16 protein-coding genes are annotated in these 17,364 nt (G+C 47.1%); 3 read left to right on the plus strand and 13 right to left on the minus strand.

The features are described 5' to 3' along the window. Window positions 1-21: 21 nt before the first annotated feature. Window positions 22-507 carry a 4Fe-4S ferredoxin gene (locus tag ACHZBG_RS01480; RefSeq protein WP_320127664.1) on the minus strand — a complete coding sequence of 162 codons (486 nt, stop codon included), beginning with the start codon at window positions 505-507 and terminating at the stop codon, window positions 22-24. After that, window positions 507-977, minus strand: coding sequence for a rubredoxin-like domain-containing protein (locus ACHZBG_RS01485; RefSeq protein ID WP_320127665.1), 471 nt, complete (start codon window positions 975-977; stop codon window positions 507-509). The genes ACHZBG_RS01480 and ACHZBG_RS01485 overlap by 1 nt, the downstream gene beginning before the upstream one ends. Window positions 978-1,216: 239 nt before the next feature. Between ACHZBG_RS01485 and ACHZBG_RS01490 the strand changes: the two genes are divergently transcribed. Further along, window positions 1,217-1,486: a helix-turn-helix transcriptional regulator gene (locus ACHZBG_RS01490; protein WP_320127666.1), complete on the plus strand. Its 270-nt coding sequence runs from the start codon at window positions 1,217-1,219 to the stop codon at window positions 1,484-1,486. On the opposite strand, the gene ilvB is transcribed toward ACHZBG_RS01490, so the two are convergent. The 9 genes from ilvB to ilvN are packed head-to-tail and all read right to left on the minus strand — an operon-like array spanning window position 1,417 to window position 12,496. After that, a complete protein-coding gene (gene ilvB, locus ACHZBG_RS01495; RefSeq protein ID WP_320127667.1) occupies window positions 1,417-3,099 on the minus strand; it encodes a biosynthetic-type acetolactate synthase large subunit in 1,683 nt (560 codons plus the stop codon). The genes ACHZBG_RS01490 and ilvB overlap by 70 nt on opposite strands. Before the next feature lie 25 nt (window positions 3,100-3,124). Beyond that, entirely contained in the window at window positions 3,125-4,810 is a 1,686-nt protein-coding gene (ilvD, locus tag ACHZBG_RS01500; protein ID WP_320127668.1) for a dihydroxy-acid dehydratase, read from the minus strand. Window positions 4,811-4,824: 14 nt separating this feature from the next. Then, window positions 4,825-5,883, minus strand: coding sequence for a 3-isopropylmalate dehydrogenase (gene leuB, locus ACHZBG_RS01505; protein WP_320127669.1), 1,059 nt, complete (start codon window positions 5,881-5,883; stop codon window positions 4,825-4,827). Then, entirely contained in the window at window positions 5,880-6,383 is a 504-nt protein-coding gene (leuD, locus tag ACHZBG_RS01510) for a 3-isopropylmalate dehydratase small subunit (RefSeq protein ID WP_320127670.1), read from the minus strand. The genes leuB and leuD overlap by 4 nt, the downstream gene beginning before the upstream one ends. Next, complete coding sequence (leuC, locus tag ACHZBG_RS01515) at window positions 6,383-7,654, minus strand: 3-isopropylmalate dehydratase large subunit (protein ID WP_320127671.1); 1,272 nt, start codon at window positions 7,652-7,654, stop codon at window positions 6,383-6,385. The genes leuD and leuC overlap by 1 nt, the downstream gene beginning before the upstream one ends. Window positions 7,655-7,668: 14 nt before the next feature. Further along, window positions 7,669-9,270, minus strand: a complete 1,602-nt coding sequence (gene cimA, locus ACHZBG_RS01520; RefSeq protein WP_320127672.1) for a citramalate synthase — start codon at window positions 9,268-9,270, stop codon at window positions 7,669-7,671. Then, complete coding sequence (locus tag ACHZBG_RS01525; RefSeq protein ID WP_320127673.1) at window positions 9,260-10,876, minus strand: 2-isopropylmalate synthase; 1,617 nt, start codon at window positions 10,874-10,876, stop codon at window positions 9,260-9,262. Before ACHZBG_RS01525 ends, cimA begins: the two co-directional genes overlap by 11 nt. Window positions 10,877-10,912: 36 nt before the next feature. Further along, on the minus strand, window positions 10,913-11,905 hold the full coding sequence (ilvC, locus tag ACHZBG_RS01530; protein WP_320127674.1) for a ketol-acid reductoisomerase: 993 nt from the start codon (window positions 11,903-11,905) through the stop codon (window positions 10,913-10,915). 60 nt (window positions 11,906-11,965) lie between these two features. After that, a complete protein-coding gene (gene ilvN, locus ACHZBG_RS01535) occupies window positions 11,966-12,496 on the minus strand; it encodes an acetolactate synthase small subunit (protein ID WP_320127675.1) in 531 nt (176 codons plus the stop codon). A 485-nt stretch (window positions 12,497-12,981) separates the two neighbouring features. Here ilvN and ACHZBG_RS01540 point away from each other — a divergent pair, with 485 nt between their 5' ends. Then, entirely contained in the window at window positions 12,982-14,760 is a 1,779-nt protein-coding gene (locus tag ACHZBG_RS01540; RefSeq protein ID WP_320127676.1) for a sensor histidine kinase, read from the plus strand. Then, the gene (locus tag ACHZBG_RS01545) at window positions 14,750-15,520 is read left to right on the plus strand and encodes a helix-turn-helix domain-containing protein (protein WP_320127677.1); all 771 of its coding nucleotides are present in this window, start codon (window positions 14,750-14,752) and stop codon (window positions 15,518-15,520) included. The genes ACHZBG_RS01540 and ACHZBG_RS01545 overlap by 11 nt, the downstream gene beginning before the upstream one ends. 93 nt (window positions 15,521-15,613) lie before the next feature. Here the strand turns inward: ACHZBG_RS01545 and ACHZBG_RS01550 are convergent, their stop codons facing one another. Together ACHZBG_RS01550 and ACHZBG_RS01555 are read right to left on the minus strand one after the other, a co-directional pair. Then, window positions 15,614-16,504 (minus strand): HAD-IA family hydrolase, encoded by an 891-nt coding sequence (locus ACHZBG_RS01550; protein WP_320127678.1) that lies wholly within the window; start codon window positions 16,502-16,504, stop codon window positions 15,614-15,616. A 2-nt stretch (window positions 16,505-16,506) separates the two neighbouring features. Next, window positions 16,507-17,355, minus strand: a complete 849-nt coding sequence (locus ACHZBG_RS01555; protein WP_320127679.1) for a carbohydrate ABC transporter permease — start codon at window positions 17,353-17,355, stop codon at window positions 16,507-16,509. Window positions 17,356-17,364: the final 9 nt, after the last annotated feature.

Genomic DNA, 17,364 nt, shown 5'->3' on the forward strand with positions numbered 1-17,364 from the left:
TTTTGAAGATGGTCCTGTCCTCTATCCAAGCAAGGTAAGCAATTCTTCCACAACTTCCCTTGGAAATCCTTCAGGTTGCTCTTGTTCCAACAAACCTGCAAGCAAACTTCTGACTTCCTCACTCTGAGGCAGCATGAAACCAGCTTCACGTACACAATCCTCTGCCATTATCCTGTTTGATTTTGCAAAAGAGTGAGCCAACTGACGTTCAATTGGATTTTTTGCACTCTTTTCAAGAGAGGCAGATAGACATTCTTGTTCAATCTTTGCCTTGGCCAGTTTCTTCAGACAGCTTTTCATCTCATCGCTCTTTTTTTGCGGCAAGGCATAGTTATCGGGAACAAGGTAGAGCGCATGGGAAGGACAGGCATCGATACAAAGTCTGCATCCATCAAGGCATTTTGAGAAATCGACTTGTCCATCCTCAGTATCAGTAGCCCCTGTAGGGCAGACAAAAAGACACAAACAATCCTTGGAACAAAGCAGGACATTTCTTGCAGCATGCATTATTGGACCTCCCTTTGTATTGCCGAAAACCGAGTACGTGGCGCTTTGCAAATAGGACAGATCTCTGGTGGTGCATCGGCAACAGTAACAAATCCACAAACTTCGCACACATAGACATTCGTGTTTTCCAACAACGTATCTTGCTGTTTCTTCTGTCTTGCCAAGAGCGTTTTGAGTAATTTCGAGACCTTCTCGCCCCAGACCAGAGCTCGCAAGGAACCTCGATCCCCTTCAAGGACAGCTTGTTCCTTGGCCTTGGGATATTCTTGAAGATCCTGCAGGATCAGGGGAAGCAAGTCCTGCATTTGATAATTTTCATCAGAAGAAATTCCTTTCTCCTGATAGAAATCCGACAATTGTGCAAATAAAAGTTCTTCTCTTCTACGTAGCTGTTTGGCACAGGCTTTTGACAGGTTCGAACATACTACACTCAGTTCACCACACGATATCTCACGCAAGGGTCCCTCCATATATCAGCCTCCTCCTACCTCTATTTCCTTTTCAGTATAGCACACACAATATCAGCTAAAAGGATCATATTTCCTATGCGTTTTACATATTTTTCCCAATATATGGACACATAGCTTTGTTTTCATAAATTATTTGTTCATTGTGTTAGGTTTTTAACATTTTTCTTAGTTTTCATAAAGAAATCACTGCAAGTGACAATTTTTCGACACGTGTCTATTTTTACTTGGTATCATCGAATATGGACATTCCTAAAATAGGCTTGGTCATAAAGACCTTGCGTTTACAAAACAAGCTTACCCAGCAACAATTCATAGAGAAGGCTGACCTGACAAGAAGTCAGATTTATTACATAGAAACATGCAAAAAAATACCCCGAAAGCAAACGTTGGATAAAATCTGCGTTGCCCTCGGGATATCGTATTGCGATTTGATCAATTATCAATACTCGTTCGATTCCTCCACTCCAAGCATTTCATCGATTGAGGCTCCTGGGGCCACCATCGGATAAACCTTGTCATCAATGGGAATCTCGCAGTCTATTACCACAGGTGCGTGCAAATCAAATGCAGTCTGCAAGATTTGCAAGGGATCGTCATCCTTGGTGAGTTGCATCCCCTGGACACCAAAAGCCTGTGCGAGCATTTTCCAATCAATGGGAGAATCCAAGGTAGTTTCGCTATAACGCCTATCATAGAACAAGGTCTGCCATTGCCGTACCATTCCCAAAGTATGGTTATTCATCAACAAAATGATGACAGGCAAGTTATAGCGTGCAATGGTGGCAAGTTCGTTGCAATTCATTCTGAAGCAACCATCCCCTGCTACATTGATTACCCTACTTTCACTGTTGCCACATTGAGCCCCTATGGCAGCACCGGTGCCATATCCCATGGTTCCCAGTCCACCGCTGGTCAAAAAATGACCGGGATGCACATGCTTGAGAAACTGGGCGGACCACATCTGGTTCTGGCCTACTTCAGTTGCCACAAAAGATCCCTCGGGCATGACCTTTTGCAAGGCTTCAAGGATTTCCTTGGGGCGTACACTCTCACCTTCAACACGAATCGGATAACGCTTTTTATAGGATTGTACCTGTTCCATCCATTTATCATGGACTACCGGTTTTGCAATGCGTTTATTGAGCTCAGAAAGGACAACCTTGACATCCCCGATTACATGACAGAAAGTCTTGATGTTCTTGTCGATTTCTGCCGGGTCAACATCGATTTGCACAATCTTTGCATTCTTGGCAAAGGCACTGGCCTTACTCACGACCCGATCGCTGAACCGAGCGCCGACCACAACCAAAAGATCACAGGCTGACACACACATATTGGAGACCTTGGTTCCATGCATACCGACCATACCGGTGAATCGTTCACTATATGAACTCACGGCACCACATCCCATGAGGGAAACACAAGCAGGGGCATCAATGAGTGAAAGAAACGTTTCAAGTTCCTCAGAGGCCTTTCCCCTTATAACGCCACCCCCGATGTAGCACATGGGGCGTGAAGAATGCTCAATCAAAGCGATGGCCTGCTCAAGGCTAGTCTCACTGAGACGTTCGGTTCTCGGAAAGATCTCTTTTGGCACGAAAGTCTCAAATTCACAAATATGCTGAGTTACATCCTTGGGGATGTCGATAAGGACAGGCCCCGGGCGACCTTCTTGGGCAATTCGGAAAGCAGAACGAATTGTTTCGGCCAGATCCTTGACATCCTTGACGATGAAATTGTGCTTTGTAATCGGCATCGTAATTCCGGAAATATCAACTTCCTGAAAACTATCCCTTCCCAGAAGAGGAACGGAAACATTTCCCGTAATGGCTACAAGGGGGACACTGTCCATATAGGCGGTTGCGATACCCGTCACCAAATTGGTTGCACCCGGGCCACTGGTTGCAATGCATACGCCTACTTTGCCTGTCGATCGCGCATAACCATCGGCAGCATGACTAGCTCCTTGTTCGTGAGCTGTGAGAATATGCCTGACCCTCTCCTTGTTCTTGTACAAGGCATCGTAGAGGGGCAATACCGAACCTCCGGGATATCCGAATACGGTATCGACGCCCTGTTCCACCAAACACTCAATAATTATCTGGGCACCGGTTATTTGCATGGTATGTTCTCCTTTTCCGAATGAATCAATCCTTGAAGACAGCACCGGTTGCGGCACTGGTAACTTGCTTGGCATAACGGGCCAAGTACCCCGTGGTAATCGGTGAAGGTTTGCACTTCCAGACACTACGCCGTTGGGCCAGGACTGCCTCATCAATCAATAACTCAAGTTTTCCGTTTGGAATATCAATACTGATCAAATCTCCTTCCGCGACAAGTCCAATGGGACCACCTTCTGCCGCTTCAGGACTGACATGTCCGATGGAAGCTCCCCGAGTGGCACCACTGAACCTGCCATCGGTAATGAGCGCAACTTCCTTATCCAATCCCATACCGGCAATGGCAGAGGTAGGAGAGAGCATTTCGCGCATTCCGGGGCCTCCCTTGGGTCCCTCATAGCGAATAACCACTACATCACCACTCTGTATCTTTCCACCGAAGATAGCCTTTATGACATCCTCTTCACTTTCAAAGATTCTGGCAGGTCCTGTATGAACAAGCATCTTCCCATCAACGGCACTTCGTTTGACAACAGCCCCGTCAGGTGCAAGATTTCCCCGCAGTACGGCAATTCCTCCGCTTATCGAATAGGGGTTGTCGATAGGCCTGATTACCTCTTGGTCATAGTTGCTGGCATTCTTGTACAATTCACCAATCGTCTTGCAGCTTACGGTAGGCAATGAGGGGTCAAGCAATCCTGCTTCACCCAGTTCATGCATCACTGCCATGATGCCACCGGCCCGATACAAATCCTCGATATGGTGTTTCCCCGCCGGGGCGAGGTGACAGAGATTGGGAACCTTGGCACTGATATCATTTGCCAGGAATATATCCAGGTTCACATGGGCCTCGTGGGCAATGGCGGGAAGATGAAGCATGGTATTGGTACTGCAACCCAAGGCCATATCGACAGTGAGTGCATTCACGAAGGCCTCACGGGTCAAGATATCCAGTGGCCTGATATTTTTCTTGAGCAACTCCATGACCATATATCCTGCTTCCTTGGCAAGACGGTCGCGGGCACTGTAAACAGCCGGAATCGTGCCATTACCAACCAATCCCATACCGATGGCCTCCGTTAGGCAATTCATACTATTTGCGGTATACATACCACTGCAAGATCCGCAGGTAGGACAAGCATTATCCTCGTAGATGTGAAGCTTTTCCTCTGTCATAGTCCCGGCGGCATGGCGTCCCACGGCCTCGAACATCGTAGAAAGGCTCATTCCACAAGAATCCTCACCAGGAACATGGCCTGCAAGCATGGCGCCCCCCGATATGAAGATCGAGGGGATATTCATTCTGCAAGCAGCCATGAGCATTCCTGGTATGATCTTGTCACAATTGGGTACAAATACGAGAGCATCAAACGGATGGGCGGTAGCCATTATCTCAATGGAATCAGCAATGAGCTCACGGCTGGCCAAGGAATATTTCATTCCCGTATGCCCCATCGCAATCCCGTCACATACCCCGATTACCGGAAAAGAAACAGGATTACCCCCAGCTTCGCGTACCCCTGCCTTGACTGCATCCACAATTCGGTTCAGGTGAATATGGCCGGGAATAATCTCATTTGCACCGTTTACAATGCCAATCATCGGCATATGTATCTCTCGGTCAGTCCAGCCCAGGGCTTTCATCAAGGACCTGTGGGGGGCTTTCTCAATCCCCTCGGTCATTACTGAAGATCGTTTCTTGCTATCGTCCATGCTATGTTCTCCCGTTACAGAGCCTGGGCAACCAGGTCGCCCATCTCTTTCGTACCGACCTTTTTCATCGATTCGGTAAAGATGTCCGCGGTGCGGTATCCCGCATCGAGAACCTTGGAAACAGCTTCTTCGATTGCCTTTGCTTCCACTTCCATGGCGAAGGAATACCGGAGCATCATGGCCACTGAAAGGATGGTAGCTATCGGATTGGCAATATCCTGTCCTGCGATATCAGGGGCACTGCCATGGATGGGCTCATACATCCCGAAGTTGTCGCTTCGCAAGGAAGCCGAGGGCAACATCCCGATGGAACCGGTAATCTGGGAGGCCTCATCGCTGAGGATATCCCCAAACATATTTTCGGTAACGATGACATCGAATTGGCGAGGATTGCGAACCAACTGCATCGCTGCATTGTCCACATACAGGTGATTTACCACCACATCAGGATACTCAGGGGAAAGTCGTTCTACGATTTCCCTCCACAACTGACTGGAATTGAGAATATTGGCCTTATCAACGCTGGTCATTTTCTTGTTGCGCTTCTGGGCTATCTCATAGCCCTTGCGAACAATGCGTTCAATTTCAGAAACCGTATAACTCATCGTATCGTAGGCTTTGTCCTTGTCCCTACCACGTTCTCCGAAGTAGATTCCACCGGTGAGCTCACGCACCACCATGATATCCAATCCCTCACCGATTATCTCATTCTTCAAGGGACAGGCACCGGATAGTTGCCCATACAGGATGGCGGGGCGAAGATTGCAAAACAGTCCCATTCCCGAGCGCAACCCCAAGAGGGCTTTTTCCGGACGAAGTTCGCTTGCCATGTGGTCCCATTTCGGACCACCTACGGCACCAAGCAGGACGCTGTCACTTGCCTTGCATCCTGCAAGGGTCTCTTCAGCAAGAGGTTTTCCGATTGCATCAATTGAACAGCCACCCGCTAAAAAGGTCTCATAGGTAAACGTATGACCAAACTTCCTGCCAACGGAATCCAGGACTTTCACTGCCTCTGCTACGATATCAGGACCAATCCCATCTCCGGGAACCAATGCTATGTGTTTCTTCACTTTGTACCTTCCTTGCCTTGCTTTGCAATATATCCTGCCAATCCGCCAGCGGCGATCAAATCTTGCATAAACGAAGGGAAAGGCTCAGCTTGGAACGTCTTGCCCTTTGTCTCATCAGTGATCTTTCCCGTGGAAAAGTCAACGGATACGACATCGCCCTTCTCTATGGAATCACACGCTTCGGGACATTCCAAAATCGGAAGCCCGATATTTATCGAATTCCTGTAAAAGATACGGGCGAAAGTACGGGCGATAACACAGGAGACCCCACTTTCCTTGATGGCAATCGGAGCATGCTCACGACTCGAGCCACACCCAAAATTCTTGTCTGCCACAATGATATCCCCAGACTTTACCTGTTTGATGAAGGTATCATCGATGTCTTCCATGCAATGGCTTGCAAGTTCCTTATGATTGGAGGTATTGAGATACCTCGCAGGGATGATGACATCTGTATCGACGTTGTCTCCATATCTGAAAACGCTACCTTTGGCTTGCATTATCGGTCCTCCTGTACTTTTTTCGGGTCTGAGATGTACCCAGTTACCGCACTTGCAGCGGCTACGGCCGGACTTGCAAGATATACTTCACTCTTTACATGGCCCATGCGGCCTACAAAATTCCTGTTGGTCGTACTCACTGCACGCTCCCCATCGGCCAGGATACCCATATGGCCACCAAGGCAAGGACCACAGGTAGGGGTTGAAACTGCACAACCGCTATCGATGAAAATATCGAAAAGCCCTGCATGCATAGCTTCCTTCCAAATTTTCTGGGTCGCAGGCAATATGATGCAACGAACCCAAGGAGCAACTTTCTTTCCCTTGAGAATCGAGGCGGCCATTGCCAAATCACTGAGATGTCCATTGGTGCAAGATCCGATGACCACCTGGTCAATCTTCACTTCACCGACGTTATCGATGGTTCTGGTATTAGAGGGAAGATGCGGAAAAGCAACGGTACTTTTTATGGAGGCGAGGTCAATGTCGATCACTTGTGCATACTCAGCATCACTATCGGCTTCATAAATGACAGGAGTTCGTTTGCAATGTTCTTTAAGGTATTGAAGCGTAATCTCATCAACTGGGAAAATACCATTCTTTGCCCCTGCCTCGATTGCCATATTGGCTACGGTGAACCGGTCATCCATAGTCATATTGGCAATACCATCTCCCACGAATTCCATACTCTGGTACAACGCACCATCCACCCCGATCATGCCGATGATATGAAGAATAAGGTCCTTTCCGCAGATATAGGGAGAGAACTTACCAGTAAGATTGAATTTGATAGCCGTGGGAACCTTGAACCAAGCCTGGCCAATTGCCATCCCACAAGCCATATCGGTGGAACCGACACCAGTGGAAAAGGCTCCCAGGGCTCCATAGGTACAAGTATGGCTATCGGCACCAATTACCAAATCCCCAGCTCCTACCAAACCTTTCTCGGGAAGCAAGGCATGTTCAATTCCCATTTGCCCGACATCGAAGTAGTTGGTAATCTCCTGATCACCGGCGAAGGTTCTGAGGCACTTGCATTGCTGTGCAGCCTTGATATCCTTGTTGGGGGCAAAATGGTCTGGAACCAAGGCTACTTTTTCCTTGTCAAAAACCTTATCACGCCCGAACTTCGAAAATTCATTTATTGCGACAGGAGCAGTAATATCATTTCCCAACACCAAGTCGAGGTCTGCCATGATAAGTTGACCTGGCCGTACCGAGTCAAGTTTTGCATGGTGTGCCAAGATCTTTTGCGTCATTGTCATGCCCATAATTAAAAATCTCCTTAGTTGGTATCGTCCGAGGGAGCAATCCCATCGGCGATTAATTTATATTCGATACTGTCACTCAAAGCCAGCCAGCTAGCCTCGATGATGTCTTTGCTCACTCCAATGGTCGACCAAGTCGCTTTCCCGTCGGTGGATTCGATCAAGACGCGAACCTTGGAGGCTGTCGCCCCCGCAGAATCCAGGACCCGGACCTTGTAATCGGTAAGGTGCACACTCTTGAGGGTCGGGTAAAACTGCTCCAGGACCTTACGCAAAGCCTGGTCAAGGGCATTTACGGGCCCTTCCCCTTCCGCTGCCGTTATTGCGCTTTCACCTTTGACCTTCACCTTGACCACCGCGGCATGCGAAGCCTCACTGAGCGGATCCAAATAGGGACTGCTTCCCAAAGTCTGGTAATGCACCAAGGTAAAAAACGGTTTATACAACTTGAGATGCCGGCGAATAACCAAATCGAACGAACTCTCGGCTCCTTCAAATTGATATCCTTCAGCTTCCAGTCGTTTCATCTCGTCCATCAAGGATATTGTAACAGGGTCATCCTTTTCCAATTCAGGAGCTACTTTGTTGATACGTTTGAGCATAAGGGCCCGACCTGCAACTTCACTCATCAGGAGCCTTCGCTCATTGCCTACAGAGACAGGATCGATATGCTCGAAGGAACTTGGATTTTTCGAAACCCCGTCAATATGCATGCCTCCCTTGTGGGCAAAGGCACTCACCCCGATAAAGGGTGCTGAATGGCTGATCCTTACATTGCTGATCTCAGCGATCTTACGCGAGATTCCAGTCAATTGCTCGAGACTTTGGCCACTGAGACAGTCATATCCCATCTTGGTGGAGAGCACTCCAGCTATCGAGAAGAGACAGGCATTGCCACAGCGTTCCCCGAACCCAAGCAAGGTTCCCTGGACTTGCCTGGCCCCCGCCTCGACTGCGGCCAACGAGGAGGCAACCGCACAATCGATATCGTTATGGGCATGGATTCCCAAGGGAATGCCAGGGAAAATGGATGCAACTTCGGCAGTGATGCGTCCTATGGTCTCTGGCAGGACACCACCTCTGGTATCACACAAGACCAAGGTGGAGGCTCCCCCCGCAAGGGCAGCGTTCAGTGTGTCGATTGCATAGGAAGGGTTAGCCAGATAGCCATCAAAGAAATGCTCTGCATCGAAGAAAACCTCACTACCCGTATCGCAAACAAAACGAATGCTATCCTCAATCATCTGTATATTCTCGTCAAGATCCGTACGAATGATCTCGGTCACCTGAAAATCCCAACTCTTGCCGAAGATGGAGACCGTATCTGTCTTGCTGGCAACCAAGGAAGCAAGGTTTGCATCTTCTGCCGAGCTGATACCTTTTCGTCGGGTAGAGCCAAAAGCAACCAGTTTTGCATGTTTCAGATGCAAATCGCGGGCTTTCTGGAAAAATTCCAAGTCTTTGGGATTCGATCCAGGGTTGCCGGCCTCAATGTATCTGACTCCCAAAGAATCCAAGGCAAGCACAATCTTGATCTTGTCTTCCACGGAAAAACTGATTCCCTCACCCTGACTGCCATCGCGAAGCGTGGAATCGAACAAATCGATTTCATGCATCATGGGCATCTCCCTTATTCTTGTCACTATGCTCACTGAGCATATCGTTCTCGAAAAAATTCAGGGAAGAGGCTTTCACCCCAGATCCTGCGGGAGGCAAGGATTCATCCAGCATACGATTCACCGCGGCAAGACAAGACAGAATGGAAGCTTCAATGACATCGGTACTCACCCCTCGACCACGGTAGCAACCCCGTTCGTCGCTGATCTTGACCAAGACCTCACCAAGAGCATCACGATGCTCGGTCACTGCTTGCAAGCTGTAATCCTCCAGACCAAAGGGATGTCGGATTATTTTTTCCACCGCCCTGAGGGAGGCATACACAGGGCCTGTTCCACAGGCAACCTCCTGATACTTCTTCTCGCCTTTGCACAAGGTAACACAAGCCGTACTGGTCATCAGGTTTCCACTGTTGACCACAAAGGAATCGAGTTCCCACGTAATGGCCGAGGGACTGCTGGTACTTTCGGCCAAGGCAATGATATCCTTGTCAGTAATTGTTTTTTTCCTGTCGGCAAGGTTCTTGAATTCACCAAAGAGCCTGGAAACTTCCTCGCTGTTCAGCGTATAGCCCAGATCCTCCAGTCTTTTCTCAAAAGCATGCTGCCCGCTATGCTTACCCAGCACAAGAGAGGTGGTGAGTACCCCGACACTCTCCGGGGTCATGATTTCATAGGTAAGGCTATTTGCCATCATCCCATGCTGGTGGATTCCACTTTCATGGGCAAATGCATTTGCACCGACAATTGCCTTGGACGGGGAAATTTTCACCCCGGTAATGGAAGAAAGCAATCGGGCAGATCGATAGATTTCCTCGGTCTTGAGGTTGGAGACAAAGGGATATTCATCGTTCCTCGTTCTCATTACCATTGCCAGTTCCTCAAGCGAAGCATTGCCGGAACGCTCTCCGATACCACACATGGTACATTCGGCCTGACGTGCACCGGCTTTGATACCGGCAAGGGTATTGGCTACTCCCAGCCCCAGGTCATTATGACAATGGACGGCAATGATTGCCTTGTCCATATTGGGAACCCTGTTCATGACAGAACTGACCATCTTGAAGGTGTCCTCAGGGGTTGCATACCCGACGGTATCGGGGAGATTGATAATGGTAGCTCCTGCGGATATGGCAGATTCCACAACCTTGCATAAATAATCCAGGTCGGTACGGGAGGCATCCTCACAGGAAAATTCAACTTCAGGACAAAGATTGCGAGCATAACCAACCATCTTTATCGCTTTTTCCAAGGCTTGTTCCCTGCTCATTTTCAATTTATATTGCAAATGGATATCGCTGGTGGCCAAGAAGGTATGAACCCTTGGCCGTTGGGCATCCTTCACAGCTTCCCAGGCAGCATCGATATCCTTTTGCAGGGCTCTCGCAAGTGCAGCGACGGTCACTTTTTTCACCGTACGGCTGATAGCCTGCACACTTGCAAAATCACCGGGGGACGCTATGGCAAATCCAGCTTCCAGGATATCCACACCGAGAGATTCTAGCTGCAAGGCCATGCGAATTTTCTCGTCCAAGTTCATGCTGTAGCCAGGGGCTTGCTCGCCGTCTCTCAATGTAGTGTCAAAGATAAAGATTCGTTCTTTTTCCATAGTGTCCTTCCCTCTAGGTGTTTGCAAAATACAAAATTATTTCTTCAGCCAGCTCATCAACGAACGGAGTTTCTTGCCTGTTGATTCTAGGAGGCTTTCTGATTCAATTCGCTTCTTTGCATTGAAATAGGGTCTATTTACCTGGTTTTCCAAAAGCCAGTTGCGAGCAAAGGTCCCTTCCTGGATATCGGTAAGGACATCTTTCATGGCCTTCTTGGTATCATCGGTTATGATCTTGCTTCCGGTGATGTAATCTCCGTATTCAGCAGTGTCGCTAATCGAATAACGCATGTAGGAAAGACCACCTTGGTTGATCAGGTCAACAATGAGTTTCATCTCATGGCAACATTCAAAATAAGCCATTTCAGGTTGGTAGCCTGCTTCAACAAGAGTATCGAATCCAGCCTTGATCAGAGCGGAGACACCGCCACAGAGAACCGCTTGTTCACCAAAGAGGTCAGTTTCTGTCTCTTCCTTGAAAGAAGTCTCGAAAATTCCGGCACGTCCGGCACCAAGTCCCTTGGCATAAGCCAAAGCGATGTCCTTGGAATCCCCGCTGGGGTCCTGACTGATTGCAATGAGACAGGGAACACCCTTGCCTTCCTGGAATTGGGAACGAACCGTATGGCCAGGACCTTTGGGAGCTATCATGATGACATTGACATCAGCTGGTGGCTTGATCTGTCCGAAGTGAATATTGAAGCCATGGGCAAAAGCGAGATATTTTCCCTTGGTAAGGCCAGGAAGAATGCTCTCGTAGTAAATCTTTGATTGTTTTTCATCAGGGAGCAACAACATGATGACATCGGCCATCTTTGCGGCCTCGGCAGCTGTGGTAACCTGCAAACCGGCTTCCTCTGCAATGGCCCAGCTCGGTGAACCTTTATACAGTCCAACAACCACATCCACACCGCTTTCGTGCAAGTTCAAGGCATGGGCATGTCCTTGGCTGCCATACCCGATGATGGCGACCTTCTTCTTTTCAAGCCTCGAGAGATCCGCATCAGATTCGTAATACATAGTGCTCATAGTTTTCTGTCCTCCGGCCTTCAGGCCTTAATATCGTAAGCGCCTAACTGGCGTTGCATACTAATTGTCATCTTCACTAAAGCTGATTTCACTCAATGGACGGGCTCCACGTTCAAGGGCCGTAATACCGGTACGGGCCATTTCCACAATACCGTACGGGAGCATGAGATCCAAAAATGATTGTATCTTGTCAAGGCTCCCTGTCATTTCCAAGGTTACCGTCGAGGCAGTGACGTCGATGATCTTTGCCTTGAAAATTTCCGCAAGTTCCACAACCTGGGTCCTGAGGGTATCCTTGGTACTTACCTTGACCATCACCAACTCACGTTGCAAGGATTTGGTCTGAGCCATTTCGTAGACCCGTTTCACATCAACAAGTTTTCCGACCTGTTTCTTGATCTGGTCTACGACTGCACGATCTCCGCTAACAACAATCGTGATTCGGCTAAAAGCTTCATTCTCGGTTTCGCCAACAGAAAGGCAATCAATATTGTATCCCCTGCGGCTAAACAACGAGACGACCCGCATCAAGACACCGGCATGGTTATTGACCAATATGGCTAAGGTGTAACGTTCTTCACTATTATGCATTTTTGACTCCTTCGTAATGCTATTTGGGTATAAGCTATTGCTCCCTCAGATGGGGAGTTTTCCACGGACCGTACGGAAAAAACTTTCCGCAGCCGTGGTTATAGAATAATAATGCTTACTACTATTAGAATAATTACGAGGGGGAAGACTAGAAGGAGGAGATTTAGGGTTGAAAGAAGGGTGTTGCTGACTAGCAAAGAAGACAAAGAAGAAGTACGAGAGGCAGAAGTCATGATACAGGTAACATTGCTTTCCTGCATCATCCGATTCCTTTCAAATGTCCAGTGTTTTTGAAACACCTGCCTTGCAAACGCTTTCACGATTCACTCCTCAAAAAGCGGCGTAGAATGCCTTTCTATGTTTTTATCTCGCTTCCCCTAGTCTTGTCAACCCATCATATTCAATAAATTGAATTTTTATGCAACAAAAATTCTTAAATGCAAAATATATTGCACCGGTCAGGGTTTACAAGTACACTTCCATCCATGGAAAACACCTCTCGGAAAAAGAAAAGGAAATCTCTTTTTACAAAGCTTTTATCAAACTTCATAGTAGTCCTTATCATTCCCCTTGGGCTTTTCTTTTCTTATTATACCCTATCAGGAAGCAGAAACCAAGCACGTTACCTCAAGAACCAAACAAGTGAATTGGTAAGAAAGGATGCACTTGAACTTTCCTCTACCTTGGAAGCCTACAGACATAAAGCTTATATGATTTCCACAAATTCTTTGGTCGTCTCTATCCTCGAAGAAGATTCCCTGGATGCAAACTCATCCTCCTCACGGCAACTCTATCAATTTTTATTTGATGTCATGAAGGGAGATACCTACCTCGCAAGCGTCAGTCTCGTAAGCAATTCAGGAAAGGTAAGAGTATCGACCCACGACTTCCCGCAAGTCTATGACCTACGTTACCAGGGAAACGACTGGGATTTGAACAATGTCATAGCACAAAACGAAAAAGCTTCTCCTACGGCCTCAATAATTACCATAAACAGCCCGCGGATGACAACTATAGGAAAATTGGTAATCGCCTCCATCCTACGCCGTGTCTATGACAAGGACGGAGTAAACTATGGATACCTTGTATTGGATATCTATTCTGAGGCAATTGCCCCTACCCTAGTGGAAACCCTGTCGTTGGGTGAAGAATTATTGGTGGACACCTCACAGTTCTATGCTACCTCCCTCATTCACCCTGAAAAACACGGGACCTTTGATCTTTTCCCGATACTTGCTGAATTGAAAGGTAATTTTTCAAGGGGAATGAAACAATACAACGATACAATCCTGGCAATTGAACCAATTATTGGAACTCCCTTGAGCCTTGTTGGATCCATTTCCTCGGTTCCCTTCCAAGAAAACCTCAACCAATGGATATTTGTCTTTGCCCTTATGATGGGTATAGGAGTCACTCTTGCGACAATCCTCGCCTTCTTTTTTTCCCGTACCATTTCCATCCCCATCGAAAATTTGGCTTCATCGATGAAACAGGTTGAGGAAGGCAATCTCAAAACCAACCAAAAGGATACGGAAATTCTGGAATTCTCCCAATTGGACCATTCTTTCAACGCCATGGTATTGCAAATCATCAGCTTATTGGACATTACCAGGGAGGAGCAGGAAAATCTGGCAGAAGCTGAACGCAAAGCCCTAGAAAGCCAAATGAACCCACATTTTCTCTTCAATACCCTCAACACGATAAAGGCCCTGGCAAAGATGCATGGGGAGGAAGAGATCTATACCATTACTATCAAGCTGGGGAAATTGCTCAGATCGACGATCGATAACCATAAAAGTGAGTGTACACTGGAGGAAAGCATGTCTCTTGTCGATTCTTACCTGACAATCCAAAAAATCCGTTTTGGGGAAAAGCTCAACATTCATTGGGAAATTGATGATTCTTGTAAACAAATAATGACACCAAAACTCATAATCCAACCTCTGGTGGAGAATTCAATCGTCCATGGCCTTGAACCCAAGGCGGGCAATTGGAATCTTTCAGTGATTATCAAACGAAAAGATGAACGGATTTATATCACTATAGAGGATGACGGCATCGGATTTCCGCAAGGAAGCCTTCCAGAGAACCTCGATGACCTTGCAAATTCAACCCACGTTGGTGTATACAATGTGTATCGTCGCCTGTTCCTGAAATATGGGAAATCCATGACATTTTCCATTACCTCAAGGGAAGGAGAAGGGACACAAGTTTTTATATCGTTTCCTGATAGGCAAGAGAAGGGAGTACAGCATGAGTTATAGTGTTATTTTTATAGAAGATGAGAAAATCGTCAGAGAAGAACTTGTAGCTTCCATTCGTTGGGAACTTCTGGGATTGGACCTGGTTGCAACTGCTTCTGATGGGATCGAGGGGGAAAAGCTCATCAAGCAATATGAACCCGATATTGTCATCACTGACATCAGATTGCCAGGGATTGATGGATTGACCATGCTTTCCCGTTGTCCGATCAACCATGCCATTATCCTCAGCGGACATACAGATTTCAATTACATGAAGCAAGCTATCCGTCTGGGGGTTTTCGATTACTTGCTCAAGCCCATCGATGATGTGGAGCTTGAAGAAACCCTTTCCAATCTAGTCAAGAAATTGGAAGAGGAAGACAAGGATTTTGAACAGCTGAGAACTACCAGGAGTGTGTCGACTTCCGAACTCATTCCTCTTCCTCATGGAGTGAACAACCATGTCATCGACAGCACCATTGGCTTTATTTCCCAAAATTATTCCTCACCGGTGGGTTTGCAGGAGGCAGCTGCTTTCCTGGAACTTTCGGAAAGTCATCTTTCCAGACTGTTCAAGGAAGTGACAGGACTCAATTTTCTCCAATATCTCAACGCCTGGAGAATCAACAAGGCAGTGGACTTGATGAAGGACCCCAAGAGAAACATCGGAGAGATTGCAACAAGTTGCGGATTCCCCACCCCCGGTTACTTTGCAAAGATATTCAAGCGTTTCTCAGGAGTTACCCCTACCCAGTACAGGGATGAGCATAGCGGCAAATAGTTGACTAACAATACAGAAAAGCACCCCTTCGTCAGATTTTTGACGAAGGGGTGCCTTTCTTTACTACCAAAATATACGGTAGATGCTGCAACCTTACTTACTCCCAAACACTTCCTGCAGCTTTTCTGAGCCACTCTTCATCCCACCATCTGCATACAGCAGGCAATGAATCCCCATCTTGGAGGCGCTTTCGATGTTCTCCTCGTAGTCATCCACGAAATAGACATCCTTCGCTTCATAGCCTTCCTTGTTCAGTATGTAGGTGAAGAATTGGCTGGCCGGTTTTGAGATTCCCATTTCATGAGAAGCATAGGCCCTGTCAAACAAGGCAAGGGCTCCCATCCTCTCTATGATTTCCCAATGGGGAGCAAAGGTATTGGAACCACAGACAATACGTTTGCCTTCCTGATGCAACTGTTTGAGAACGGCAACCATTTCATCGTTGAAAATCGGCTTGAATTCCTGAGCAAAAGGTTCTCCCTCTACCCGAATGCCAAATTTATGTTCTACATGGGCCCAATATTGGCTTGTAGATATAAAACCATCCATCAAGGGTGCATCATACCCCCTGAAGTCCTCCATGAATTCCTGCTCGGGAAGATGCCAATGCCTGACAATCTTCTTCAGCGTACGGATATTCTTGATAATTACATTTCCCATATCAAAAATAAAAAGTTGGCAACCTTCCCTTGAATCACTCCAGAGGGTAAACAACGGGCGGAAGACGCGCTCATCTTCCAATGAAGAGGCGATATGGTCGGCAATCAGGGAAGAGCCGATACCCAAGGTACAAAAGCCTCCCTTTTTTGCCCTATCAAGACGCTCTTGGCTATCGGAGACCAACAAACACCGATTAGTGGAAAGAGAATCCTCACGAAAAGGATAATGATCTACTGGAACGCCATGGGAGGCAAGCAGTCTCTCAAATTCTTCCTGTCCGGGAAAAGAAGAGAGTGAAAAATCCAAACAACAACGATCTACCATGATTAACCCTTCCTTGATTCATATACGGCAGAACCACCGATGAAATATTTTGTAAGTGACATAAAAAGAATAAACATCGGTATTGAGGCGACAAGGGCAGCTGCCATCATTGCACCTTCATCGGTACTTCTTTCCTGGGCAAAGGTGGAGATATACTGTGGAATTGTCTTCATATTATCACTCTGGCTGACCAATAGGGGCCAAAGCAGATTATCCCACTGGCTCCTGAAGGAAAGAATGGCCAAGGTTGCAATGACTGGTTTACAGTTGGGGAAAACAATCTTCCAGAAAATACCAAGCTCGCCCATTCCGTCTACCCGGGAGGCATCCAGGAATTCGGTGGGAAACGTAGTTAGATATTGTTTCATCTGGAACACTCCGAAAGCACTCACCAAGAACGGAAGGATCAAGCCAATATAGGAATTCTGGATATGGAGTTTCATTACCACCATGTAAAGGGGAATCATGATGGCTTCAAAGGGAATCATCATGGTAGCCATGATCATCATAAAAACGGTATTGCGTCCCCGAAACTTGAACTTTGCCAACCCATAACCTGTAAGAGAGGCTATGAGAACGGTAGTAATTGCAACGGCAATGCTGATGATCAGGGAGTTTGTGATATTGCGAACAAAAACATAGGTCTTATCATTTCCTTGGATTGCCTTGGCAAAATTCACCCAATTGAATTCCTTGGGAATCCAACGATAAGGCATCTGCAAGATTTCCCTGGAAGTCATCACTGATGCGGTAATCATGAACATGATGGGCATCAAGGTAAAAATGAGCATTCCCAGGAGGACAATATCGATAACCACGCGAGATAGGGTAATTTTCTTTTGTATCTGCATCTTGTTCTC

The organism is uncultured Sphaerochaeta sp., assembly GCF_963676625.2.
Taxonomy (GTDB): domain Bacteria; phylum Spirochaetota; class Spirochaetia; order Sphaerochaetales; family Sphaerochaetaceae; genus Sphaerochaeta.